This window comes from Rhodococcus sp. JS3073 (assembly GCF_026810085.1).
Taxonomy (GTDB): domain Bacteria; phylum Actinomycetota; class Actinomycetes; order Mycobacteriales; family Mycobacteriaceae; genus Rhodococcus_F; species Rhodococcus_F wratislaviensis.
Window position 1 is genome coordinate 7,818,146 of the sequence record NZ_CP113951.1, and the last position, 23,150, is coordinate 7,841,295.

Here is a 23,150-nt window from a genome sequence, read left to right on the forward strand (position 1 = left end):
CACGATCACATCCGATGCTTTTACGTTGCAGCAAAACCGCTTTCAACGAGCCGGCGAGCTCCGGCAGGATCTCGGAGGCCTTGCTGCCGGGCACCGTCTGCGCGTCCAGCGCGGCTTGCGTTTCCCGGCCTGGTGCTTTCCAGCGGGTCTGGAGAGGATCTCGAGAACGGCGGATGGGTGACGCGGGGTTCGAGGACCCGTTCGAGGGGCAGGGTGGATGGAGGTCAGGAGTCCGCGGATGCGGTTGCTGACGGGGGTGGCCTCACCGGCGAGGTCGTCATCGACGCCGACGAGGACCTCCAGTTCCGTCAGCGCCTCGTCCCCGGTGTCGACCCGGCGCAGGGTGTGCGGCATGGTGCGGGCGTGTCGGTGATGCGGTGCACCGACACGCCGGGCAGGTAGGCGACGTCATGTCCGCAGTAGGGGCGATGGTGACGGGCAGGGCGCCCGATGGTGTTGGGTGGTCGAACAGCCAGGACCGTGCGGTCACGAACCCCCAATCGCGCGCCGCGGCGGCGGTACCGTGGTCGCAGGTACGGGAGAAGGTGGCGGATTCATGCCTCTCGGTGGCAGGGCGAGCGCGGGAAACCTTCCCTATGAGTTGACGAGTTTCGTCGGTCGTCGCCGGGAGATCGCCGAGGTGCGTCGATTGCTCTCTGTATCGCGGCTGGTGACGTTGACCGGTGTCGGGGGTGTGGGTAAGACGAGGCTCGCACTCCGGGTGGCCGCCGATTCTTCTCGCGTGTTCGACGACGGTGTGTGGTTGGTCGGGTTGGGCGAACTGCCCGACCCGGACGCGGTCGTCGACGCGGTGCTCTCGGCGTTGAACGTGCGCGAGGGTCGGGGCGGCCCGCCCCAGGCACTGCTCGTCGAGTACCTGACGGCACGGAAGGTGCTGTTGGTCCTCGACAACTGCGAGCACCTCGTCGACCAAGTCGCCAACCTCGCCATCGCCCTTCTCCGTGCCTGCCCGGAACTTCGGATTCTCGCGACCAGCCGGGAACCTCTCGGCATCGGGGGAGAAGCCGTCCTCCGGGTGCCGCCGTTGACGATGCCGGAACCGGACCAGCGGTCGACGGCCGGTGGGGGGCTCGGGCACTACGAGGCGGTGAACCTATTCGCCGAACGTGCGGCGTCGTTGGTCCCGGGCTTCGCTGTCACCGAGGACAATCAGGATGTGGTCGCGGCGATCTGCCGTCGCCTGGACGGTCTGCCGCTGGCGATCGAACTGGCGGCGGTGCGGCTGCGGGCGATGTCCGTGGAGCAGCTCCTGCAGCGGCTGACGAACCGATTCGGGCTGCTGACTTCGGGCAGTCGCGGGGCGCCGGCACGGCAACAGACTCTGCAGTGGTGCATCGACTGGAGCCACGAGTTGTGCACTCCGGCCGAGCGGGAGTTGTGGGGACGGCTGGCGGTATTTTCCGGCAGCTTCGAACTCGACGCCGTCGAGGGCATCTGCACCGACCCCGTGGCGGCAGAACAGGTTGTGGATCTGGTGGGCTCACTGATCGACAAGTCGATCCTGATTCGCGACGTGGATGCCACGGGGGCGGTGCGGTACCGGATGCTCGAGACGCTGCGCGACTACGGTACGGAACGGCTGCAGGAGACCGGTGAGTTCGGCTCGCTGTTACGGCGGCACCGGGACTGGTACGAACAGGTGGTGCTGCGGGCGGAGTCCGATTGGGTCAGTTCACGGCAGGTGGCCTGGATCGTGCGCCTGGACGCGGAGCAACCCAACATCCTTGCAGCACTGCAGTTCTGTCTCATCGGGCCGAGCGAGGCGGATGCGGGAGTTCGGATGGCAGCGGCGTTGTACCCGTACTGGCGGGTGCGGGGCCGGCTGCGTGAGGGGATGCGATGGCTTGCGCAACTTCTCGCGGTCCAGGACGGCGCACCCAGTGTGGAGCGGATCAGGGCGTTGTACGTGCTCAGTGTGCTGTCCGGACTGCATGGCGACCCGGAGGCTTCGGCGCTCTATGCCGAACGCGGAGGCGCCGTGGCGGAGCGGCTCGGTGATCGCACCGCCGCGGCGCTGATGGACGATGCCACCGGTCATCACGCCCTGATCACCGGGGACTACGCCACGGCGTGCGAGTGCTTCGAGTCCTCGATCGCGGTCTTCCGTCAGGACGGGAATCTGCTGTATCTGATCTGGTCGCTGCTCGGGCTCGCGACGGCCAGTGACGCGGCCGGAAACCGGACGCGCAGCGAGGAGTGCCGGCGGGAGGTTGTTGCGCTCACGGAGTCGCGAGGGGAGTCCGTCTATCGGGGATGGGCGTTGTGGGGTCTAGGGGTGGCGTCCTGGGAGCGCGGTGAGCACTCCCCGGCGAAAAAGTTGATTGCGCAGGTGCTGCAGCTCGCTCGGTCTGGGGACGACCACATCAGCTTCGGCGGGTGCCTCGAGGTCCTCTCGTGGATCGCTGTGGAAGAGGGAGCGCCCAGGCGTGCCGCCACGTTGATGGGTGCCGCCGAGGCCCTCGCCGAGACAGTAGGGGTTCCGAGCACCATGTACCCGAATCTCACCGCCGTCCATGAACGGGTCGAGCAAACGGCTCGCCGGGCGATCGGTGACCGCGCGTTCGAGGTGGAGTTCCGTCGCGGGGTTGGGATGCGGTTCGAAGACGCGGCAGCATACGCACTCGATGAGAAGGACAGGGTCGGCGTCTCCGCAGGATCGGACCCTTCGAGTCTGACGCGGCGGGAGTTGCAGGTCGCCGAACTTGTCGCCGAGGGCTTGACCAACAAGGCGATCGCCGACAGGCTCGTCATTTCGCAACGCACCGCGCAGGGGCATGTGGAGCACATCCTCGCCAAACTGGGATTCACCTCCCGTACACAGATCGCGGCCTGGATCATCGAGCAGAGACAGGGCCGGCAGTCCTGATCGCACACCGCCACGCATCACAAAAAGGATTCCGTCCAGGCTGATCGGTCCGCCCGCGTCGCCGAACTTCGACGCCGCTCGCCCTGCATTCCGTGCAGGGCCTGGCTTACGGACTCGAAGACGCCGGCGAGGGCGGAAATCCAGCTCGTTGGACCGAATGAGGTTGGCCGCCAACGCCCGCGACGATCAGCTGCGTCGTACCGCTTACCCCGATCGTGGACGGGTTTGGCGAGCGTCGGATGCTGTCAGTGTGTGGCTGCCACGACCACATCGATGAGTGCTTCGACCGCACGAGCGCAGTCGTTGCGGGCGTAACCCAGACGGAGCACCTGCTCCGGGTCCGGTTCGTATGCCAGGGTGTTGCCGCGGCCTTGGACGATGGCGGGGTCCGGTAGCAGGGGGTGTTCCTCGTCGCGTTCTGCGATGACACGCTTGCCGCCTGCGGCGTCGACGACCATCTGGAAGAACTGCCGGAAGGTAAGGTTCTGGTCTCCGACGAGATACGCCGTGCCGGGTGCCGCGTTCTGCAGAGCGCCCCAGATCGCCTGCGCCAGCGAAGCGGAGGACATGTAGTTGGTGCCGCCGGGTGGGGCGAAGTCGGGGATGGCCGGCTCGTGTCCGGCCGCCCACGAGATCATCCGCCGATAGCGGCGGGCCGATGCGCCCGGCACGGCACCGATGATCGACGGCGGATTGAGTGTGCATACGGTGAACGACTCGTCCGCGAGCGCACGGGCGCCTTCGTCGGCCGCCTTCCGGGCCGAGACATAGGGGTTGACGGACGCGAGGGCTGGCCGCAGCTGGTGGTAATAGCTCCCTACCTGCACGAAGTGGCCCACACCGGCCTGCTTGGCGCGCTTGGCCAGGCGCGGTACCCCGACGCTCTGGGTGTTCTCCCAGAAAGGCTGTTCGGCGTCCCCGGGCGACTTGTGTCGCACGTCCTGCCCGGCGGCGAAGACGATGCCGTCGAACCGCGATAATTGCTCACGGGTGAAGGAGGGGATGGTGTAATCACCCGCCAGTCGTGGAAAGTCGGCGACCGGCGAATCGTCTGGTACCGGGCCCCGTGCCGCTACGGTGACGTCATTGCCGTGGTCACGCAGGTGGAGGGCGGCGTGGGCGCCGATCATGCCGGTGCCGCCGATGATCAGAATCTTCATACTGAGGTGCCTTTCGGTGTTTCGCCGGTCAGGGGTTGCGGGGACGATTGGTCCAGCCACCGGAGCGGCGGGGAACCCAGCCACCGGCAGCGTGGGTGCCGCCGTCGACGTGAATGGTGCCGCCGGTGACGAAGCGGGACAGGTCGGAAGCAAGAAAGAGTGCGGCGCCGGCGACGTCTTCTGGCTGCCCGGGGCCGCCGAGCGGCGACCAGGTCGGCCACAGCTCCCGGTCTTCCTCGGGAACGAGCGTCGCGTAGGGCACCTGGACGGACTCGATGAGGTCCGGAGCGATCGCGTTGACCCGGATGCCGGATGGGCCGACCTCCACGGCCAGCGACCGGGTGAACTGCGTCAGGGCGGCCTTGTACCCGGAGTACACGGCGTGGCCGGGAATCGCTCGGTGGGCCTCGACGGTGGTGAGGTTGATGATCGAGCCGTCACGCCGCTCGGTCATGCCCGGCAGCAACGCCTGCGCCAGACGCAGGACGTGAGCGAAGTTGATCTCGTGCAGCTCGTCCCACAGCGACGGCGTGTTGGTGGCGAACGTGTGTGGCGGCTGCAGATAGTGGCCGACATTGTTGACCAGCACATCCGGTCGGTGCCCGACGAGTGCGGAGGGGCACGACGTCGCGCGCACATCCCATTCGACCGAGGTGATCGAGCCGCCTGCGGCGATGTCGAACTCGAGCGAACCGATCGGTTCGATGTCTGCGACAAGGACGTCGGCGCCGTGCGCGGCGAAGGCCCGCGCAACCGCCGCTCCGATGCCTGCGGCACCGCCGGTGACCACGGCACGTCGGCCGGCCAGCATCGCACCGGGAGTGAAGGAGATGAGATTGGGCATTGACGGATTACAGAGCATTCCATGCACCGGCCGATAGCCGATTTCCCGGTGGATGGAAGAATCTCCGTCTCCGCGAGCGCTGGTGTCAACCATTTGCACGAGGTGGTCTCGCGTGAAACTCTCGTGAGGAGAAGCAATTACGTCAGGGTGCTGGAGAGTGAGGAAGGAGACCGGATGCGAGCGCACAGTTCCGGTTCCGGCGATGGCCCGACCGGAGTTCTGCAGCGGGCGGCACTGATCCTCGACGCGTTCGACGGCGTCGAACGCCTGAACTTGTCGCAGATCGTCGCCGCCACGGGACTGCCGCTATCCTCTGTTCATCGCGCGTTGGAGCAGATGGTCGCCCTCCGCTGGGTGCACCGTCACCGCATGGACTACCAACTGGGTATGCGCATGATCGAACTAGGGTCGATGGCGGCGCAACAGAATTCGCTTCGCCGGGCCGCGCTGCCCAGTCTGCATTGGCTGCACCGCGTAACCGGATGCATCGTGCACCTGGGCGTCCTCGAAGGGACGGACGTGATCTACCTCGAGAAGATCGGCGGGGATCTCGCCCCAGGTGTCCGGTCGCGTGTCGGTAGCCGTCTTCGCGCGGACTCTTCAACGATCGGCAAGGCATTGCTCGCTGGTGCGGGGTGCTCACGAATCAGCTCGCCGGACATCGACCGGGTGCGTGAATTGCGTGTCGCATGTGAGCACGAGAAGTGTATGAAGGGATTCAGTTGCGTGGCCGTGCCGATCGGGCCGATGGGCCGAGGGGAGGGCGCCGCCGTCTCGGTTTTCGGTTCGGTGGCCAAGATCGGCGTGGACCAGCGGATACGGCTGTCGGTGCAGACCGCGGCGGCTGAGATATGGCGCCGGATGCAGGTCCCCTCGTCGGATGTCTCGGGGCGGCATTCTGCTCGGTAGTGGCAATCGGCTGGGTGAGTCGACAGGTCGGTACCGGATACGGGGTCGCCCACCTGACGTGACCTCAGGGTGTACCGTCCCCGAGGCGATTCATCCGATCCGGGGAGGGGTGCCACAATCAGAGTCGGTGCGAGGCCGGTCGAGGGACGGCGAGCACTCTCGGGGAGGGGCTGGGGCACGACCCGCTCCCTGGATAGGTGACATCGTGGAGATTGTGGGTGCCCCTACGGAATTTCCTCGGTCCTAGAATTGGGCGATGGACAGGACTGACCGCGCCAGCCGGGTGATCGCGGCACCACCGGAGACTGTGTACGGCGCCCTCCTCGACCGGGACTCCCTCGAGGCCTGGTTACCACCGGACGGCATGCGCGGGCGGGTCGAGCGGTGGGATCCCCGCCCTGGTGGCGGGTTCCGGATGGTCCTGACCTACCTGAACCCCGTCGACAGCCCCGGAAAGACGTCGGATGCGACGGATGTCGTCGATGTGGGATTCGCCGACCTGGTGCCATCGGAGCGGGTGGTGCAGCGGGCGGTGTTCGACGCTGACGACCCGTCGTACGCGGGCACCATGACGATGACCTGGCACCTCGTTGCCGCCGGTGACGGGACCGAGGTGACCGTCACCGCCACCGACGTGCCACCCGGCATCGACCAAGACGTACACGAGGCCGGGATCGCCTCCTCGCTGGCGAACCTGGCGTCGTACGTCGAAGGGACCGACTGACCCCACACTTGTCACCGCGAGCACCGCGGCGCTCGTCTCGACACCACCCGGTTAGCGCAACTGATCACCACCGCACGAGGCAGGATGAGGCCGGGAGTGACCGAACCGCAGCCGACTGGGCGAGCGCCTCTGCGTCTGAGTGGCCGAGCGCGCTCACGCCACTAGACGATCGCTTCAGCGGCCGCGGCCGCGTCGACCGCCGGGTAGATGGGGTACTCCACGCCCGAGAGGTACTGGACGGTGCGAACCACCTGGCAGGAGTAGCCGAACTCGTTGTCGTACCAGACGTACAGTATGGCGGTGTCGCCGTCGACGATCGCGGCGTTCGCGTCGACGATGCACGCCGCACGCGAGCCGATGAAGTCGCTCGACACGGCGTCGGTTGCCGCGGTGTAGTCGAGGTTCCGGCTCAACGCTCCGGTGAGTGATTCCTGGCGAAGGTGCTCCAACACTTCATCTTTGGTGGACTCGCGCCTGAGCTGAAGGTTGAGGATCGCGACGGACACGTCCGGCGTTGGCACGCGGATCGAATTGCCGGTGATCTTGGCCTTCAGGTCGGGAAGAGCCTTCGCAATCGCGGAGGCCGCACCCGTCTCGGTGAGGACGAGGTTGAACGGCGCCGATCGGCCACGCCGGTCGGCCTTGTGGTAGTTGTCCAGCAGGTTCTGGTCGTTGGTGAACGAGTGCACAGTCTCGACGTGGCCCCGCACGACGCCGAACTCGTCGTCCATGGTCTTCAGCGGCGGGACGATGGCGTTCGTGGTGCAGGACGCGCACGAGACGATGCGTTCGTTCGGATCGACGTCGCGGTGATTGACACCGTGCACGATGTTGGGGACGTCACCCTTGCCGGGCGCGGTCAACACCACCTTCGCCACACCAGGGCGGAGGTGCTGCGACAGCCCGTGGCGGTCACGCCAGATGCCGGTGTTGTCGATCAGGATCGCATTGTCGATGCCGTACTCGGTGTAATCGATACTCGTCGGATCGTTGCTGTGAATGAACTTGATGACGTTGCCGTTGGCGATGAGCGCGTTGTTCTCGTCGTCGACCTTGATCGTGCCGTTGAACTGACCGTGGACGGAGTCGCGGCGCAGCAGTGACGCACGCTTGACCAGGTCGTCCTTGCCGCCCTTCCGGACGACCACGGCACGCAGGTTCAGGCCGTTACCCGAACCGGCCTTCTCGATGAGCAGCCGCGCGACGAGTCGACCGATACGCCCGAATCCGTAGAGGACGACATCCTGGGGCTGCGCGGGGCTCGTCTGGGCACCACCGACCAGGTCGGCGAGGCTCTCCGCGACGAACTCGGGGATCGGCGCTCCGCCACCGTGGGCGTGGTAGGCGGTCACCAACAGGCCGAGGTCGATCTTCGACGGCCGCAGATCGAGGCCGGTCAGTGCCTCGAGAAAGGGGAACGTCTCCTCGACGGAGAGCTCGTCGCCACGGATCTGTCGGGCGAAGCGATGGGTCCGCAGGATCTTGATGACCGATTTGTTCACCAGCGAGCGACTGTGCAGCAGAATCGTCACCGAATGCCTGCGGTGCAGACCGCCGATAATCGGGATCATCGCTTCCGCGAGAGCTTCCTCGGAGTTCCACTGCGTCAGTTCCGCTGTGCTCACTGCGTTCCTCTGGCTTTCTGGCTCATTGGCGTGCTCGTGGGTCGGACGCCGGTCGGGATGAGACGCACGTCATACACCCATGTTGCGGAGAACGGCGTGCGCACCACCAAGCATATGGAAGCGCCTCCTCGGGGCGACAGGCACCCGGCACCAGGCCACGCGGACCGGACACATCGATCTGATCTTCGATCGCAGATACCGCGCCCTGATCGCTGAGTAGGCACCCGATGGCCGGACGCGGCAAGGAACAGTGCGCGGCGAATCCCGATCAGGACTGTGGGACGCCGCTTGCGGCGCACCCACTCGGTGACGGCGGGAGCGCGCCGCTCAGCTCCGCGATCGTTCCGCCCCACGCGGGCGAGCAGATCGTCTCGACGGCGTCGATCTCGGCATGCGTCGAGACGTCGGGGGTGAGAGCTGTCTCGACGGTTCCGATGTTGAGCCGTTGCCGCCACCTGGCCTCGTCGAATGGCGATGGGCGCGTGGCGGTCAGGAATTTCTCGACGGTGTGGAGGAAGCGCATGGGGTCGTCCCGGAAGGGGAAGTGACCGGCGCCTGGGAAGATCTCCAGGCGTGAGCCCGGCATTGCCGCGTGCGCGGTGTGGGCGTGGCTGACGGGGATGACCGTATCCCGATCTCCCCAGATGAGTTGAACAGGGAGACTTGCCGTCAGATAGCAGCGGTCGAGCATGGTCACCGTCTGTCCGCGCCAGTCGACCACCGCACGCAGGGTGCGTAGGTAGGCCTCGTACGCGGCGGGGTCGGGAAGTTCGGTCAAGATACGCACCAGATCCGGTGTGTCGTGCAGCGCCGCACCGGGGCGCAGGGGAGTGCCGTGCAGTCGAGTCAACAGGGTTCCCACCCAGCGCACCGCGGGCACCGCTCCCGGCAGGCGCAGCAATTTCAGTGCCTCATTGACGATCGGCGTCGCCGCGAGCCGCAGGAGCGGATGAACGTCCGCGGTGATACCGCCGGCGGAAACCAGGATGAGCCGATCCACCATCTGGGGGAACTGGTAGGCGAACTGCATCGCGATGCCACCGCCGAGCGAATGTCCGATCACGGTGGCCTGGTCGATTCCCAGGGTCGAGAGTAGATCGCGCATACCGTTGGCGTAGGCGGCGACGGAATAGTCGGCACGGGGTTTGTCGGAGCGTCCGTGGCCGAGTAGATCGGGTGCGATCACGGTGTAATTCTCGGCGAGGTGCGGGATGATCTCGGTCCAAGTCGACGAGTTGTCGCCGATGCCGTGCAACAGCAGCAGTGCGGGGCCGTCACCGGCCAGGCGAAAGGCGCGTCGGTACCCGTGGATGGTGCGGAACATCATCTGCGGCTCGGCGTCGGGCACCGGCCTGAGCCTGCGCATGCGACTGGGGTTCATCGCACCCTCCTCGACTGTCGCGTTCTACGTCGATTCTTCGCTTCGCACCGTCGAAACACCGGACGACACGCCCCACACGAGGGTGTCGACATCAGGAGGTCGTTGCCTCCTCCCGTGCCCCGAAATAGATGCGAGAAACGTTCGCTGGTTATTCGCGGTGGAGGCCGCGGCGTTACACGCAGGCGATCACCGGTCATCGAGCACCGGGCCCTGGGCCGTGCCGCTCGACAGCGCTTCCGCTGTGCAGCACCGGGGCTGGGGTGGATCGTCGGCGGATCGACGCGGTGATGTCACAGGTGTATCGGCGCGATTCGGGTCGGGCGTCGTTGCTGCCGGACGGGGACCTGATCAGTCCTTGTCTGACCCGAAAATAGGATGGTGAGTGGGCAGGCCGAAGGCACCGGGCGGAGCCGGGTTATGGTGTTCTGCCGCAAGAAGTTTGGGGTCAGGCGACGGTGTCGGTGATGACGGCTTTGCCGTCGCGGATGGCGATGTGCTGGCCGGTGAGTGTCTGGAGTTGGGTGGCGAGGTCGCGGGCGCGGCGGTGTTTGTTGATCCGGGATTCGTAGTATCCGGGCCCGAGGTCGCAGAATTTGGCGTCTGGGTCCGAGAGGTGCGCTCGACCCGGCGCTGTCGCTGGCTGCGGAGCAGGGCCGCGGGCTCTTCGTGCTGGCCCGCACGTCCCAGGTGGTAGATGACGGTGAGTATCGAGTTGCCGGTGGCGACGATCGCCTTCTGCTTGCCGCGGCGGCGCGCGAGGCGCCGATAGCGGGTGCCCAGGAAGGTGTCGGCGCGGGAGTTGGCGAACGCGATGCGCCCAAGGGTGCCGGCCAGCCAGGGGTTGCCCTTGCCGCGGCCCTTGCTCGTGGACTTGCCGGCCGACTGGTGGGTCTGCGGGCAGAACTTCGCCCACGACACCAGATGTGCGGCGGACGGGAATCGGGTCATGTCGACCCCGGTCTCGGCGATCAACTCGGCGGCGGCAACGGTGTTCACGCCGACGATGTCAGCGAGGCGGGTTGCCTGTCGGGAGAAAGGGCTGATCGCGTCCTCGATCAGCGCGTCGAGTGCGGCGATCTGGTCGCCGATCCGGTCACTGTTGTCGAGCATCATCGTCAGAATCGTCGCGTGGTGGTCGGTGAAGAATCCGCGCAGCGCCTCTTCGAGCTGGTCGGTCTTCTTCCGCGCACCGCTCTTGGCCAGTCGGGCCAGTGTCCGCGGATCGCGCTCTCCGGCGATGAGGGCGTGCATCATCGACCGTCCGGATGCGCCGTGCAGGTCCGAGAGCACCGACGAGATCTTGATCTGGGCGTCCTCGAGCAGCTTCTCGACCCGTTGCTGCTCGCGGGTGCGGTCCTGCACCAGGGCACGGCGGTAGCGGGTGAGGTCACGTAGCCGGCGGATCTCGGGCGGCTGCACCAGCGATGGCCGGCACATGCCACGTTCGGCCACCTTCGCCAGCCATACCGCGTCGGCCCGGTCGGTCTTCGCCCTGCCCGGCACGTTCTTCACCTCGCGGGCGTTGACCAGCCAGCAATCGAAGCCCTCGGCTTCGAGAACGTAGTACACGCCCTTCCAGTAGGTGCTGGTGGATTCCATCACCACCCGCTGCACGTGCCAGTGCCGCAACCAGGCCACCATCGCCAGCAGCTGTGCGGTGGTCGTGCCGTAACCGCGCAGCTCCTGCATTCGCCTACCGAGCCGCTGCGGGTGCGGCACCCGCACACACGCCTCAAGAACGGCTTTGCCGAGATCCAGCGCCGCGACCCGCTCCACGAGCAGTTCGACATCGTCGACCTCGTCCATGACGAAACTCCTTCCCACCGAACCGATTGCATGAACACGGTCGCCCGCAGGAGCCGAACAGGGAAAGGTAAGAGTCGGACCCTCGTGCTCGTGGCAACAATGCGCAGCCCCACGATCGGCTCCCCGGATCAAACTGTTATTCGGGCTCACCGGCGCCAAGAAAAGATCGACCTCGGCGAGCGACCGCACCCGATTTTCCCGCATGCGCGGGCGTCCCCGGAAGGGACCACACAACTGTTATGTGGGTGGGCTACCGTGGGGGTTTGTGGCAGCATGTATTCCGGGTCCGTCGTACAAGATGACGCCCAGCCCCGAGGTTGCGCTCGACTTCGCTCGGGAATGGGTGGAGTTCCTCGATCCCGACGACTCCGAGCATCTCATCGCCGCGGACATGACGTGGCTTCTCTCGCACTGGACCTGCGTGTTCGGCACCCCGGCCTGCCAGGGCATCATCGCGGGCCGACCCGACGACGGCTGCTGCTCGCACGGCGCCTTCTTCACCGACGAGGAGGACGTCGCGAAGTTGCACAAGTCCGTGAAGCTGCTCAGACCCGAGGACTGGCAGTTCATGAAGCAGGGTCTCGGGAAGAGGGGGTACATCGAGGAGGACGAGCTCGACGACGAGCCGGCGCTGCGAACCCGCCGCTTCAAGGGCGCGTGCATCTTCCTCAACCGTCCCGGATTCGAGGGTGGCATCGGGTGCGCGCTGCACTCGATGGCGCTCAAACGCGGCATCGAGCCGCTCGAGGTGAAGCCCGACGTGTGCTGGCAGCTGCCGATCCGGCGCACCCAGGAATGGGTGGAGCGACCCGACGGCGAGCAGATCCTGAAGACGACGATCACCGAGTACGACCGCCGCGGCTGGGGTGAGGGCGGCTCGGACCTGAACTGGTACTGCTCCGGCTCGCCGGACGCGCACGTCGGCGCCGAGGCGGTGTGGCAGTCGTATGCGCCGGAGCTCACCGAGTTGCTTGGTGAGGCCGTGTATCGCGAGCTGGCGCGGCTGTGCAAGCGACGCCAAGGCCTCGGCCTGATCGCGGTGCACCCGGCGACCGCGGTCGCCGAGAAGAATTCCCGGTAACGAGCGGCTGCCCCTGAAGACGTCGACCCCGGTCGCATCGTTGTGGGCGCTACGGCAGGGTCGATGTACCGACGGAACCTCTCGGCGTCGCGTCACCGGGGTGCTCCGGCGCGGGACTCGGCGCCGGAGCACCCCGGGTGATCACATCCAGGGCATGTCAGGGTCGAGGGGGTGGGAGATCACGCCGTCGTCGGGTTCGAGGGGGTAGTTCGCGGCGTGGTACGGAGCGCTGGAGGAGCCGAAGAGCTCGACGCCGCCCGGCTCGGTGAGTGTGGTGCCCGGCTCGTAGAGTTCGACCTGCTCGGGTACGTCCTCGTCGGGGGCATCGCAGGCGACCATGGGCCACGCGTTGGCGCATCCGATGCGGTCGCGAACCTGGACGGTGTATGGGGCCTGCGGTGCGGCACCATCGGTGGGTGCTGCTGCGGCGGTGGCACTCTGGGCCAGCACGGCTCCGAATCCGAGGGCGACGCCGACGGCTGCTGCGGCTGCGGTGCGTGTGGTGATCGAGGACATTCTGTGGGCTCCTGAAGTTCGGGGGTTTGGTGTTCTCGGACGACCACTAGTTTTCGCCGGAAGCCGGCGTTCGATAACACCCCGAAGGGGGTGATCCGCGACCCGCAAGGGGGCGGAAAATCACCCCTGGGTGGCGGCTCCGCGGAGGGCGGTGGTCGCTCTCGCGGATACCGCCCACCTGGACGATGGACTGCAGGATCCGCATCGTAAGACCATCTGAACTGATCTTTGCGACACGTCGCGGATGGTTCGCTGTCGGCGCTTGAACCTGCTATTCGGGTTGTTTGAGGGCGTCGGTGATGCGTTCGTGGAGCGGAGGTTTCGAGGTTCTGGCCGGCGGTGCGGGCGGCAGCGTGGGCGCGGGTGTATTCGTCGTCGCTGAGGCGGATGGGGATGCGGTGGGCGGGGCCTGGGGTGGGCTGCTGGTGCGCCGAAGTCGGCGACCAAGGGGTTCACCGCGGTGTGGGACACCAAGGCGGCCACGACGTTCAAGTCCGGTTGGCGGCGCTCACGAATGTGGCGCGGCTGGTCCTGGAACGTTGGTAGTCGGCGGTGCTGCCGTGGCGTGTGGGGTGTGGACCTTCACGCGGTGTAACAGTGGTCGGGCCTGATCGGAGGATGACGTCGGTGCAGGTTCGCCTACCGTGGGGCGGGCGATCATGGGCACTTGCCCATCACTGTCTCCCCGGTGTCGCCGAGCGCTGTCGAGGTTATGGCACCGCCGCCCGATTTCGGCCAGTATCACCGGCGCGCCCCCTGCTTAGCTGATCTTGCGTCGGTAGATGGCCGTCGAGGCGGCGTAGGCGACGATGAGGATGCCGACGCACCAGGCGAGGGCGATCCAGATGTCGTTGCCCACGGGCTGCTGTGCGAACAGGGCGCGGATCGTGTCGACGATGGAGGTCACCGGCTGGTTTTCAGCGAACCACTCCACCGGGCCGGGCATGGTGTCGGTGGGCACGAACGCGGAGCTGATGAACGGTAGGAAGATGAGTGGGTAGGCGAACGCGCCGGCACCGTCGACGGTTTTCGCGGAGAGACCGGCGATCACAGCGACCCACGTCAACGCCAGGGTGAACAGAATCAGGATGCCTGCGACCGCGAGCCACGCCAGCACACTCGCACCCGTGCGGAAGCCCATGAGGAGGGCGATGCCGATGACGATCAGGAGGGAGATCAGGTTGGCGACCAGCGAGGTCAGCACGTGTGCCCACAGCGCGCTGGATCGGGCGATCGGCATGGACTGGAATCGCTCGAAGATCCCGCCCTGCATGTCCATGAAGAGTCGGTAGGAGGTGTAGGCGATGCCCGATGCGATCGTGATGAGCAGGATGCCGGGCAGCATGAAGTTCAGATACGACTCCGACCCGGTGTCGATCGCGCCGCCGAACACGTAGACGAACAGCAGCATGAGTGCGACCGGGGTGACCGCTGTCGTGATGATGGTGTCGGGGCTGCGCAGGATGTGGCGCAGCGAACGCCCCGTCAGGACTGTGGTGTCGCCGTAGAAGTTCGTGGTGGTCATCATCGCTCCTCGCTGTTCGTAGTGGTGTCGCGGACGGTGTGTGCACCGACGCTGTCGCTGTCGTCGCCGATGATCGCGAGGAAGACCTCCTCGAGGGTGGGCTGCTTCTCGACGTACTCCACTGTCGCGGGCGGCAGCAGGGCCTTGAGCTCGGCGAGGGTGCCGTTCACGATGATCCGGCCCTGGTGGAGGATTGCGATCCGGTCGGCGAGCTGCTCGGCCTCGTCCAGGTGCTGTGTGGTCAGCAGCACCGTCGTGCCGTTGTCGGCGAGTTCCTTCACCGTCTGCCACACCTCGATGCGCGCCTGGGGGTCGAGTCCGGTGGTCGGTTCGTCGAGGAAGATGACCGGCGGGTTCCCGATGAGGCTCATCGCGATGTCGAGACGGCGGCGCATGCCCCCCGAATAGGTCGACGCCTTCCGGCCGCCGGCCTCGGTCAGTGAGAAGCGAGCGAGCAGGTCGTCGGCGATCTTGCCGGGGTTCTTCAGGTGCCGCAGCTGGGCGACCAGCACGAGATTCTCCCGCCCGCTGAGGATCTCGTCGACGGCTGCGAACTGTCCGGTGAGGCTGATCGATTCCCGCACGTTCTGCGGCTGCGTGGCGACGTCGAAGCCGTTGATCGTGGCTGTGCCGGCGTCCTGCCCGAGCAGGGTCGCGAGGATCTTCACGACCGTGGTCTTGCCCGCTCCGTTCGAGCCGAGCAGGGCGAAGATGCTGCCCGGCGCCACGTCGAAGTCGACGCCGCGCAGCACCCGCAGATCGTTGTACGACTTTTCCAGGCCGTGGACCCGGATCGTTGCATCCGTGGTCATTGCTGTCCTCGTTCCGCGTCTTCGATGGCTTTGGTCAGGCGGGCGCGTTCCTTGTCGATCCACTGCGTGCCGCTGTAGGCCTGGGCGAACGTCTCGGCGAACTCGACCGGGTTCTCGCCGACGATCTCGCGTACCGGCGTGCCGTCTACGGCGGCCCGCTCCCAGAGTTCGACGAGGTCGCCCATCATCGTGACGAGGGTCGCGCCGTCCGTGTGGCCGCCGTAGTACATGAAGTACCGCTGCAGCGCTTTCGCGGTGGTGCCGTACGGCTCGGGAAGGGCATCGATGCGGGCTTTGTGCTGTTTGTACTGTTTCTTCTGCTCGAACGATCCGGTGATGGTCTCGATCCAGTTGGCCATGATCACTTCTCTCCTTCGTGGAGCTGTTCGATACGTTCTGCGAGGAAGCTCCATGTCCTCCAGAACTCGTCGAGCTGTTCGCGCCCTTGCCCGTTGATCGAAAACACCTTCCGTGGCGGCCCCTTCTCCGAGGGCACCTTCTCCACATCCACGAAGCCCCTCTGCTCGACGCGGACGAGTAGGGCGTAGACGGTGCCTTCGACGAGATCCGAGAAGCCCCGCTCCCGCAGCAGTGCTGTGATCTCGTAGCCGTATGCCGGCTGCTTGGCAAGAATCGCGAGGACGATGCCCTCGAGCGTGCCCTTGAGCATCTCCGTCATCTGATTGCCCATCACTCACCTTCGATCTAGTCTGTGTTGCTGACTACCGGTAGAAAGTATCACTGAGTACCGGTAGTTAGCAACACCGAATAGCGATCGGGGTCGCAGAACGAGGGAGGACTTCGGGACTGCTGATCCCGTTGATCGGCTCGGCGCCAGTACGCGCGAAGTGTGAGAGAGGGGTCGAGGTAGTACTCGCCCGAATCGGGCGGGTAATGGGGGCGGCCGGAACACGGCAGAAGCGGGCCGTCATCGGGTTCGTTGCTCTCACGCAGCTTTTGAGAACTGCCGCACGTAGCTGCTCAGAACTCACGAATTCTGCGAGTAATGCGCGAAATCCAGACGTTGCTGTCGGATTCCGATACTCGTATGTCGCGGTTGAGGCGGCGCCCCGCTGATCCTCCTCAAACATCGTCGTCGGCGTCGCCGTACGTGGGTTCCGGCTGAGCCTGCTCGGAGTCGATGTTGAAGGAGGAGGGCTGATCTTCAGCTTCCTGACCTGCCTACTCTGGGCGGTGATCTACTTCGTGGTCAAGGCGGTCGCCGGTCATCGCGCAGACCACTGAGGGTCGGCGTCACGCGCTCGATACCCCGCCTGGCCCGGGGCGGGTGCCGTGTGCGCGGGGATGGTGGCCACCTCCGCGCAGGGGCTTCCGATGGAGTGTGCGATTGGGGACCCGGCACACGGGGTAGTCGCGGTATACGCCTCGCGCGCACCGACGCGCCATAGTTCTACATACTCCCGACGCCCGACGCAGTGCGTGGCGACGACACACAGCAAGTGGGTTTGATCATGAAAATAATGAAAGCCAAAACCAAAGTTGAGGTTGCCTCAGCGGTCGGCGCCGGGTACCTACTGGGGCGCACACACCAGTTGAGGATGGCCGTGAAGATCGCTGGTGCGGGCGGGCGGTCCCCCAAGGGGCCTGAGGATCTGCTCGCACAGGGATCCGAGTTCCTTGCCTCGTCTCCGGAGATCGCGGATCTCGGCGATTCGGTTCGGGACGAGCTACTCGACACGGCGGCCGCGACGGCTGAGGCCAGCGGCGAGCACGTCGATTCGTTCCGCGACCGCCTCCGGTCGGGCGGCGCGCACGTCGTGGCCGGCGGCGGGCATTTGGTCGCCGGGGTGAAGAGGATTGGCCGTCGCGGGCACACCCACCCGCGGGACCCCGAGGATTCCACCGTCGACGAGGCACCGGACCAAGGAAAAGACGAGGACGGACGTTCGTCTCAGGCGGTCCAAGAAGAACGACAGCCGAAGCCGCGCAGACGGCGCAAACCACGGATCACGACGCCCAGCGACTCGGCGGCGGAGTCCCGGGACGAATCCGCACCGGAAGCACGAGCGGACACAGCCGCACGCAGGAAGGGAACGGCTAAGGCGCACTAGTCTCCTCACCCGCTGGCTGCCCCGGTGCGCATCGATCAGCGCCGGGTTGTAAGAGCCCGCAATGCCGTGCGACGGTGCAGCCGCTTTCGAGCACCATGTCGTCGAAGATGACACCGTAGTCGGGTTCGGTGATGCCTGTGCCGTCCTGCATCGCCTTGGAGGTCAGCCCGAGCTTGTGGTGGGCCGGCCCGACGAGTTCCGCCAAAATGTCTGCCTCAACGCAGTGATGCGCCAGACGCGGCCGAAGTTGTCGCGCTGGCACTTTGCTGCCGCCGACCAGGGCGGGTAAAACCTCTCGCCGGCGACGGTGCCTGCTCCCGCGCGGACCCGGAACGGCCCACGACTCGGTTACCGTTGAGGGTGTTGCCGCGCCCACACCGCGCGGTGGCCTGGTACCCCGCCGGATCGAACCCCCCGGCGGGGTCACGGTACCGCCGGAACCGCTGCCGAGGGTCGGAGGGCCATGCCACCGAAGTTGGGTGCTGTGTCGTCACCGCGGTGTTGAGCTACAACGCCGCTGGGCCACTGATGACCGCCACAGGCGCCGGCCGTGCCCGCACCGGTGCCACCGAGTCACCGGGTCACTGGGTCACCGGGGGATTCTGAGTCGGTCCGAGGAAGTGGTCGAGCGCGCGGGAGATGAGTTCGGGTTCGTCGAGTTGAGGGAAGTGGCCTGTGCGGGGCCAAGTCTCGACGCGACTGTGGGGTATGGACAGCAGTGGGACCAGCGGTCCGGGATGTTCAGGCGTTGTCGCCTCGGCGCCTGCCTTCCACCTGGATCGGCGTACCCGACTCCGCCCCGAGGCGCATCGACCGGTCGGACTCGAGTGCGGCGATCGTCTCCTCGAGTTTCGGTTGTCGAGTTCGAGTACCCGTTCGAGGATTTCCCCGAGGTTGGTCGACTGATGTCCGCCCCCATTCCCCCCAGAGGGGCTCTGCGGGAGGCGTCCGGAGGTGCCGCCGGCCAGGGTCATGACCCACCGGCGCCACGGCTGTAGCGGCGGGTTCTGCGGTAGGACAACAACTCTCCGTCCAGATCCAGCACCACCTCGTACAGGGCGAGCATGTCCGTCGAAGACGGGATACGCCGATCCTCGACAACTTCCACTTCCACGGTCCACCCGTCGTCGGTCGGCATCACCGATGTCGCACCGAGCGGTTTCTTGCCCGTCAGCTGCGTGATGTCCCGCACCGCGAGCTCGGCGATGTCCTGCGCCGGCAGGGGCGGTGGCAGCTGATGCGCCATGACCTCTTCACTCCTTCTCCGGAGTGGCGGGCTGTGCCGTTCCGGTCATCCGGTCGAGGATTGCCTGCTGCGCCTGCTCTTCCTCCTCGGCGGAGATCTCACCCCGCTCGCGGGCGTCGTCCAGCTCCTCGAGCGCGCGGCGGGCACTGGCGGGATCGTGCAGTTCCTCCTCGACCTGACGCTGAATCAACTCGGCCAGCGAGATCACCCCACGCACCGGCGCGAGCGGCAGCGTGACGATGAACGACAACGGTCCCATCGCCTCAGCCCTCCGGCGTCTGGGCCATCACGAAGTGGTAGGCGGCGAGCGGTCCGAGCAGCCGCATCTCCACCCGGCCCTCCCACCGCTCCGCCAACGCGCCCACCGCCTGCTCGAGCTCGTCTCCGCGGGCGACCTCGACAAGGACCGCCACTTGCGCGGCATCCTCCTCATGGGTGGGTTCGCGGACGTTGACCAGGTCGGCCAGCGAGTCGAGTGCCTCGACCACCGTGGCCGTATCTTCCTCTCGCTTCGCGACGATGGCGTTGGCCACGATCTCGCCGAGGGCCATCCGGGCGTCGCGGGTGGCGGCCTCCGGCTGGTCGCGGATCGTGTCGCGCAGTGCGCTGGCCTGCTCGTTCTCGCCGATCACGTCCCACAGGACGGCGTGTTCGACGTAGCGGGCCTTCACCACGTATTGGGCCTTGCCCTCGAGTTGCTCCATGGCGGCGGCGAACTCGTCGGCGTGCGCGGTGAGCAATTCGTCCTTCAGCGCATCGGTGTCGGTGAGGACGGCCCCGAAGCGCAGGGGGAGTACCGGTGCCACTCGCGCGGCACCGTCCAGCAGGTGTGCGTGGGCCTGAAGGTCCGCGGGTTTTCCGAGGGGTCGGTCCACCGATATTTCGCTGACCAGTGCCGCGATGTCACCGTGTCTGATGGTGCTCACCTGGGAGTCGTCGACGCCGACGGCGTCGTCTTCGGTCCGCACGTCCGCGGGCACGATGCCGTAGACGTAGATGCCGGTGGTGCGCGGCTGCTCGGGGGCATCGGTGGCCTGGTTCGTGGTGGACATCATCTGTCCCCTCTGCTGGATTTACGCGGCACCCGCTCGGGCTCCTCTTGTCCGCCGCCGAGGAGGTCACCGAGTTTGTCGCCGGCAGCCTCGAGCGCGCCCTTGGTCTTCGACTTGGCACCACCTTCGGTCACGGACCCCACCAGATCGGTCAGGCCCTTGGGTTCGCTGCCGATCTCGAGCCGGTTCACCGCCTCCGCGAACCGCAGATACGTGTCGACACTGGCGACGACGATGCGGGCGTCGATGGTCAGCAGTTCGATCCCGACCAGCGAGACCCGCACGTACGCGTCGATGACCAGGCCCTTGTCGAGGATGGTGTCGATGACGTCGGCGAGGCTGCTCGAGCTGGGCCCGCCGGTGGTCATCGGCGGGCTCCTCGCTTCGCGCCGACGGACTTGGTGGCCGCGGTCTTGCGGGGGCGGCCACGGCGTGCCGGTGCCGTGTCCTCACTCGCGGCCGCGGTCTTGCGCGGTCGGCCACGGCGTTTCGGCGGTGCCGGCGGTTCACTCGCGGCCGCGGTCTTGCGTGGGCGACCACGGCGTTTCGGCGGCGGCGCCTCGTCCTCCTCGGCCTCCTCGTCGACCGCTTCCTCACCTTCGCCCTCGTCCTCTTCAGCCTCGTCTTCCTCTGTCTCGGGTTCCTCGTCCTCGGCCTCGTCTGTTTCCTCCGGCTCCTCGTACTCGTCCTCGTCTGTTTCGGCGGGTTCCTCGTCCTCGGCCTCGTCCTCGGCCTCGTCCTCGGCTTCCTCAGGCTCCTCGGCCTCGTCCTCTTCACCCTCGCCCAGCTGCGTTTCGTCCTGCTCGTCTTCCTGTTCCGCTTCGTCCTGCTCGGGCTCGACTACCTGACCGTCCCGGATTTCTCCGCGCCAGCCCTCCAATTCATCAGGATGGAGGATGGTCTGCGTCATGACGTGGCGTGCAAAGTGTTTCAATTCCAGCCGTGCTCGTCGTCCCTGTGCGCGCCACAGGTTTCCCGTCTTCTCGAACAATCCCTTCGGGTGATACTCGAGGATCAGAACGATGCGGGTGAGATCCGGGGTCACCTCGTGGAACGTCACCGCACCGTCGATGAAACCTTTGGCGCCCTTCGAGCGCCACACGATCCGCTCGTCGGGAACCTGCTCGAGGATCGACGCTTCCCAGGTTCGGTGCGACAGGAAGATCTGCGCCTTCCACTCGAGCTTTTCGTCCGATTCCTGTTCGACCCGTTCGACCTTCTTCATGAACGACGGAAAGTCGGCGAATTGGGTCCATTGGTTATAGGCCAGCTGAACCGGGACCCCGACATCGATCGTTTCGACGATGTTGGTCAATTTCAGCTTCTTGCCTTTTCCGCTACCGCCACCGCCACCGCCGGTGACCGCGTCCTTGAGGTCGGACGCCTTGTCCTTGACCGTCTGCTTGGCGCCCTCCCACCAGCCGCCACCGGTGTCGGACTTGTCCGGTGACTCATCGTCATCCGATTGCTCGGAACCGGTGAGGGCGGCAAGCAGCCCTCCTTCGCCGCCGTTCTCGGCGTAGTCGGTGAGCCGCCCGGAGGTGTTCGTCACCTTGTCCGAGACCGAGGACAGTGCCTTCTCGGCGACCGTGCCGACCAGTCTCTGCATTGCCTCCTGCAGCACGCTGGACGATCCGTTGCCGTCACCCGGTACGGCCTCTTGTAGTTTCTTTGCGGCGCTCGTCATCGCCATCACCTTCTTGCCCGTCGGACGGGCGCAGAGTCCGTCGTGGCCTTGGCCCGTGTCCTGCGTTTGCGGGCAGGAGACTCTTCGTTATCGTCGTCTTCGTCTGACTTCGCGGTCCGCGACCTGCTCGCGGGCCGGGTGCTCCCGGTCGCTCCGGCCCGGCGGCGCGGCGTGGGCCGCTTACGTGGGGCCGGTTCCTCGTCGGCCTCGTCTTCGTCCTGCTCCTCGTAGTCGTCGGTCGCGTCTTCCTCTCCGGCGGAGTTGTCCTCCGGCGGTTCGTCGGTACTGGGCTGCTCGTCGTCGTCCCGCGAACGAGTGTGCTTCTTGCGGCCGAATTTGCTCACCTTGGTGACATCAGTGACGTTGTCCGCGGCATCGCTGACGGTGCCCGTGATCTCCTGGCCGCCCGATTGGAGCCGGTTGCTCAGCGAGTCGATGCGCTGGCTGGCAGCGGTGACCGCTGCGGCCTTCGCTGCCCCGAGCAGCTCACCCCGGACCGTGTCGCCGAGTTTGGCGACCTCCGGGGAATTCGCGAGCATCTTGGTGCCGAGTGTGAGCAGCTCCCGCGGCCCGCCGCGAAAGCGCCCGGTCGTACCGGCCCCGGCGAGCATCAGTGCCAGCTTCATCCGGCGGGTGCGGCCTAGCAAATAGCCCGCACCGATCGCGGCCGCCATCTGAGTCTTGTTGTTCATCATTGAACCCCTTTTGCCGAGTAGTCACTTAGCACCTCGCCAACCTCGGAGATGTGCCGCAGGACCGGTTTCGGAGATGTGCCGCAAGACCGTGTGCATGGTAGGGGTGCGCATTGTCGACTACCCCAACCCGGCAACGCTCAATCACCAGCACACCACGATTCCGGCCGACTTCACGGAAACCCATTTTCCGTTGTGCAGAAATTCGGTGATTCCGGCCTCTCCGGAGCAGCCGGGATGAACCGAGCCGACTCGTGCGGAAGGATTCCTTCGGAGATGTTGCTGTGCAAGGGAAATCCCTTGCGCGGCGGATACGCGAGGGTTCGGTGAGCGACGGAAGATCGCTGGTGTTCATTGGTTGGGCAGTGCCACGATGAATTCTTTTCTTGTTGTGTCGTGCGCCGCCTGCTCACGAATCGGCCCTGCCCGCCCGTTGATCAGGTCAGCGTGCAGCGGCCCGCACCGCCGCGACGATCGCCATGACAAGCAGGGCCAGCAATAGGACTACGAGCAGTACCGGCCCGAGCAGGAGTCCGAGGACCAGTAGGAGAATCAGGGCGACCTTGGCCTTGGTGCTCAATCCGGAGACCAGCCCTTTGATCGCGGCCCACACAGGATTCTTACCTGTCAGGGCGGCCCGAACACCCTCGAGTCCGGCTTGCATGCCCACCCCGCCGTGCGCGACCTCGTCGACGAGGGGGTTCATCCACTCCTGGATCTTCTGCTTGATCTTTTCCGTCAGCATGGCGCCGCGGTCTCGCACCGTCTCCTGAAGCCGGCGAATGTGGGCTTTGAGCCATTCGATGGCGGCCTCGACCGACCGCAACACCCGGCTCCAGGTCGTGTCGGCGGGCCCGCCGCGTTCGGTGTCCTTCGCTGACGACTCCGGTCGGCGTGTGCGGTTCGGTGCGGTGGACCGCGGGTGCGCGGATGTGCGGGACCCCTCACCTCGGGGATGTGTGCGAGCCGTCGGCTTCGCGGTGGTGGCCCGTGCCGGCGCACGCCCGGAGGGTGCCTCGCTGTCGGCGCGCCGCCGACGGGGTGTGCCCGAGGCTGCTTCGCTGGTGGCGCCTGTTCGCGTTCGTCGCGGTTTCGGTTCAGACGCCCGCGAGCCGCTGTGCCGCGAGGTGC

General features: G+C 66.3%; 21 protein-coding genes and 5 pseudogenes. 6 read left to right on the forward strand and 20 right to left on the reverse strand.

The features are described from left to right. Positions 1-4 precede the first annotated feature (4 nt). Positions 5-598, reverse strand: a pseudogene (locus OYT95_RS35690) (IS110 family transposase); the annotation flags it as partial. On the opposite strand from OYT95_RS35690, the gene OYT95_RS35695 reads away from it, so the two are divergent. After that, positions 557-2,887 carry an ATP-binding protein gene (locus OYT95_RS35695; RefSeq protein ID WP_268790293.1) on the forward strand — a complete coding sequence of 777 codons (2,331 nt, stop codon included), beginning with the start codon at positions 557-559 and terminating at the stop codon, positions 2,885-2,887. The pseudogene OYT95_RS35690 and the gene OYT95_RS35695 sit on opposite strands and share 42 nt — an antisense overlap. Positions 2,888-3,132: 245 nt before the next feature. On the opposite strand, the gene OYT95_RS35700 is transcribed toward OYT95_RS35695, so the two are convergent. Beyond that, positions 3,133-4,047 carry an NAD-dependent epimerase/dehydratase family protein gene (locus tag OYT95_RS35700; RefSeq protein ID WP_268790294.1) on the reverse strand — a complete coding sequence of 305 codons (915 nt, stop codon included), beginning with the start codon at positions 4,045-4,047 and terminating at the stop codon, positions 3,133-3,135. A gap of 28 nt (positions 4,048-4,075) precedes the next feature. Continuing rightward, complete coding sequence (locus OYT95_RS35705) at positions 4,076-4,891, reverse strand: SDR family NAD(P)-dependent oxidoreductase (RefSeq protein WP_268790295.1); 816 nt, start codon at positions 4,889-4,891, stop codon at positions 4,076-4,078. Positions 4,892-5,065: 174 nt separating this feature from the next. Between OYT95_RS35705 and OYT95_RS35710 the strand changes: the two genes are divergently transcribed. Together OYT95_RS35710 and OYT95_RS35715 are read left to right on the forward strand one after the other, a co-directional pair. Then, positions 5,066-5,800: an IclR family transcriptional regulator gene (locus OYT95_RS35710; RefSeq protein ID WP_268790296.1), complete on the forward strand. Its 735-nt coding sequence runs from the start codon at positions 5,066-5,068 to the stop codon at positions 5,798-5,800. 256 nt (positions 5,801-6,056) lie between these two features. Continuing rightward, positions 6,057-6,524 carry an SRPBCC family protein gene (locus tag OYT95_RS35715; protein WP_112298439.1) on the forward strand — a complete coding sequence of 156 codons (468 nt, stop codon included), beginning with the start codon at positions 6,057-6,059 and terminating at the stop codon, positions 6,522-6,524. 161 nt (positions 6,525-6,685) lie between these two features. On the opposite strand, the gene OYT95_RS35720 is transcribed toward OYT95_RS35715, so the two are convergent. From OYT95_RS35720 to OYT95_RS35730, 3 genes and pseudogenes are all read right to left on the reverse strand, one after another. Further along, positions 6,686-8,149, reverse strand: coding sequence for a glyceraldehyde-3-phosphate dehydrogenase (locus OYT95_RS35720; protein ID WP_268790297.1), 1,464 nt, complete (start codon positions 8,147-8,149; stop codon positions 6,686-6,688). 373 nt (positions 8,150-8,522) lie between these two features. After that, positions 8,523-9,530: pseudogene (locus OYT95_RS35725) on the reverse strand (alpha/beta fold hydrolase); the annotation flags it as partial. A gap of 348 nt (positions 9,531-9,878) precedes the next feature. Beyond that, on the reverse strand, positions 9,879-11,336 hold the full coding sequence (locus tag OYT95_RS35730; protein WP_268790298.1) for an IS110 family transposase: 1,458 nt from the start codon (positions 11,334-11,336) through the stop codon (positions 9,879-9,881). A 298-nt stretch (positions 11,337-11,634) separates the two neighbouring features. Between OYT95_RS35730 and OYT95_RS35735 the strand changes: the two genes are divergently transcribed. Continuing rightward, a complete protein-coding gene (locus OYT95_RS35735; protein ID WP_112298437.1) occupies positions 11,635-12,417 on the forward strand; it encodes a hypothetical protein in 783 nt (260 codons plus the stop codon). 141 nt (positions 12,418-12,558) lie between these two features. Here the strand turns inward: OYT95_RS35735 and OYT95_RS35740 are convergent, their stop codons facing one another. The 5 genes from OYT95_RS35740 to OYT95_RS35760 all read right to left on the reverse strand — a co-directional run bounded on the left by OYT95_RS35740 (position 12,559) and on the right by OYT95_RS35760 (position 15,961). After that, complete coding sequence (locus tag OYT95_RS35740; RefSeq protein ID WP_112298436.1) at positions 12,559-12,933, reverse strand: hypothetical protein; 375 nt, start codon at positions 12,931-12,933, stop codon at positions 12,559-12,561. A 760-nt stretch (positions 12,934-13,693) separates the two neighbouring features. Beyond that, complete coding sequence (locus tag OYT95_RS35745) at positions 13,694-14,461, reverse strand: ABC transporter permease (protein WP_328286522.1); 768 nt, start codon at positions 14,459-14,461, stop codon at positions 13,694-13,696. After that, entirely contained in the window at positions 14,458-15,270 is an 813-nt protein-coding gene (locus OYT95_RS35750) for an ABC transporter ATP-binding protein (RefSeq protein WP_037240178.1), read from the reverse strand. The genes OYT95_RS35745 and OYT95_RS35750 overlap by 4 nt, the downstream gene beginning before the upstream one ends. Next, complete coding sequence (locus OYT95_RS35755; RefSeq protein WP_200887677.1) at positions 15,267-15,629, reverse strand: DUF1048 domain-containing protein; 363 nt, start codon at positions 15,627-15,629, stop codon at positions 15,267-15,269. The genes OYT95_RS35750 and OYT95_RS35755 overlap by 4 nt, the downstream gene beginning before the upstream one ends. A 2-nt stretch (positions 15,630-15,631) precedes the next feature. After that, positions 15,632-15,961, reverse strand: coding sequence for a PadR family transcriptional regulator (locus OYT95_RS35760; protein WP_037240175.1), 330 nt, complete (start codon positions 15,959-15,961; stop codon positions 15,632-15,634). 395 nt (positions 15,962-16,356) lie between these two features. Between OYT95_RS35760 and OYT95_RS35765 the strand changes: the two are divergent. Next, a pseudogene (locus tag OYT95_RS35765) lies at positions 16,357-16,515 on the forward strand (GlsB/YeaQ/YmgE family stress response membrane protein); the annotation flags it as partial. 314 nt (positions 16,516-16,829) lie between these two features. Then, positions 16,830-17,342 carry a hypothetical protein gene (locus OYT95_RS35770; RefSeq protein ID WP_255221715.1) on the forward strand — a complete coding sequence of 171 codons (513 nt, stop codon included), beginning with the start codon at positions 16,830-16,832 and terminating at the stop codon, positions 17,340-17,342. Between the two features lie 70 nt (positions 17,343-17,412). Here the strand turns inward: OYT95_RS35770 and OYT95_RS35775 are convergent. The 9 genes and pseudogenes from OYT95_RS35775 to OYT95_RS35815 all read right to left on the reverse strand — a co-directional run. Beyond that, a pseudogene (locus OYT95_RS35775) lies at positions 17,413-17,529 on the reverse strand (2-oxo-hepta-3-ene-1,7-dioate hydratase); the annotation flags it as partial. Positions 17,530-18,083: 554 nt separating this feature from the next. Continuing rightward, a pseudogene (locus tag OYT95_RS35780) lies at positions 18,084-18,316 on the reverse strand (hypothetical protein). Continuing rightward, complete coding sequence (gene gvpO / locus OYT95_RS35785; protein WP_037240169.1) at positions 18,313-18,588, reverse strand: gas vesicle protein GvpO; 276 nt, start codon at positions 18,586-18,588, stop codon at positions 18,313-18,315. Before gvpO ends, OYT95_RS35780 begins: the two are co-directional and overlap by 4 nt. Positions 18,589-18,595: 7 nt before the next feature. After that, positions 18,596-18,847 carry a gas vesicle protein GvpG gene (locus OYT95_RS35790; protein WP_037240167.1) on the reverse strand — a complete coding sequence of 84 codons (252 nt, stop codon included), beginning with the start codon at positions 18,845-18,847 and terminating at the stop codon, positions 18,596-18,598. A gap of 4 nt (positions 18,848-18,851) precedes the next feature. Further along, on the reverse strand, positions 18,852-19,640 hold the full coding sequence (locus OYT95_RS35795; RefSeq protein ID WP_037240215.1) for a GvpL/GvpF family gas vesicle protein: 789 nt from the start codon (positions 19,638-19,640) through the stop codon (positions 18,852-18,854). Next, the gene (gvpJ, locus tag OYT95_RS35800) at positions 19,640-20,008 is read right to left on the reverse strand and encodes a gas vesicle protein GvpJ (protein WP_037240165.1); all 369 of its coding nucleotides are present in this window, start codon (positions 20,006-20,008) and stop codon (positions 19,640-19,642) included. The genes OYT95_RS35795 and gvpJ overlap by 1 nt, the downstream gene beginning before the upstream one ends. Continuing rightward, positions 20,005-21,327, reverse strand: coding sequence for an SRPBCC family protein (locus OYT95_RS35805; RefSeq protein ID WP_128642074.1), 1,323 nt, complete (start codon positions 21,325-21,327; stop codon positions 20,005-20,007). The genes gvpJ and OYT95_RS35805 overlap by 4 nt, the downstream gene beginning before the upstream one ends. A gap of 5 nt (positions 21,328-21,332) precedes the next feature. Then, positions 21,333-22,019: a hypothetical protein gene (locus OYT95_RS35810; RefSeq protein ID WP_037240210.1), complete on the reverse strand. Its 687-nt coding sequence runs from the start codon at positions 22,017-22,019 to the stop codon at positions 21,333-21,335. 442 nt (positions 22,020-22,461) lie between these two features. After that, entirely contained in the window at positions 22,462-22,848 is a 387-nt protein-coding gene (locus OYT95_RS35815; RefSeq protein WP_037240207.1) for a hypothetical protein, read from the reverse strand. Positions 22,849-23,150: the final 302 nt, after the last annotated feature.

Coding starts and splice junctions, on each gene's coding strand:
- OYT95_RS35795 (WP_037240215.1), bottom strand. CDS start 19,640: ATGTCCACCACGAACCAGGCCACCGATGCCCCCGAGCAGCCGCGCACC.
- OYT95_RS35750 (WP_037240178.1), bottom strand. CDS start 15,270: ATGACCACGGATGCAACGATCCGGGTCCACGGCCTGGAAAAGTCGTAC.
- OYT95_RS35710 (WP_268790296.1), top strand. CDS start 5,066: ATGCGAGCGCACAGTTCCGGTTCCGGCGATGGCCCGACCGGAGTTCTG.
- OYT95_RS35730 (WP_268790298.1), bottom strand. CDS start 11,336: ATGGACGAGGTCGACGATGTCGAACTGCTCGTGGAGCGGGTCGCGGCG.
- OYT95_RS35790 (WP_037240167.1), bottom strand. CDS start 18,847: ATGGGACCGTTGTCGTTCATCGTCACGCTGCCGCTCGCGCCGGTGCGT.
- OYT95_RS35805 (WP_128642074.1), bottom strand. CDS start 21,327: ATGACGAGCGCCGCAAAGAAACTACAAGAGGCCGTACCGGGTGACGGC.
- OYT95_RS35740 (WP_112298436.1), bottom strand. CDS start 12,933: ATGTCCTCGATCACCACACGCACCGCAGCCGCAGCAGCCGTCGGCGTC.
- OYT95_RS35810 (WP_037240210.1), bottom strand. CDS start 22,019: ATGAACAACAAGACTCAGATGGCGGCCGCGATCGGTGCGGGCTATTTG.
- OYT95_RS35700 (WP_268790294.1), bottom strand. CDS start 4,047: ATGAAGATTCTGATCATCGGCGGCACCGGCATGATCGGCGCCCACGCC.
- OYT95_RS35695 (WP_268790293.1), top strand. CDS start 557: ATGCCTCTCGGTGGCAGGGCGAGCGCGGGAAACCTTCCCTATGAGTTG.
- gvpJ (WP_037240165.1), bottom strand. CDS start 20,008: ATGACCACCGGCGGGCCCAGCTCGAGCAGCCTCGCCGACGTCATCGAC.
- OYT95_RS35760 (WP_037240175.1), bottom strand. CDS start 15,961: ATGGGCAATCAGATGACGGAGATGCTCAAGGGCACGCTCGAGGGCATC.
- OYT95_RS35715 (WP_112298439.1), top strand. CDS start 6,057: ATGGACAGGACTGACCGCGCCAGCCGGGTGATCGCGGCACCACCGGAG.
- OYT95_RS35745 (WP_328286522.1), bottom strand. CDS start 14,461: ATGATGACCACCACGAACTTCTACGGCGACACCACAGTCCTGACGGGG.
- OYT95_RS35770 (WP_255221715.1), top strand. CDS start 16,830: ATGGCCGTGAAGATCGCTGGTGCGGGCGGGCGGTCCCCCAAGGGGCCT.
- OYT95_RS35705 (WP_268790295.1), bottom strand. CDS start 4,891: ATGCCCAATCTCATCTCCTTCACTCCCGGTGCGATGCTGGCCGGCCGA.
- OYT95_RS35755 (WP_200887677.1), bottom strand. CDS start 15,629: ATGGCCAACTGGATCGAGACCATCACCGGATCGTTCGAGCAGAAGAAA.
- gvpO (WP_037240169.1), bottom strand. CDS start 18,588: ATGGCGCATCAGCTGCCACCGCCCCTGCCGGCGCAGGACATCGCCGAG.
- OYT95_RS35735 (WP_112298437.1), top strand. CDS start 11,635: ATGACGCCCAGCCCCGAGGTTGCGCTCGACTTCGCTCGGGAATGGGTG.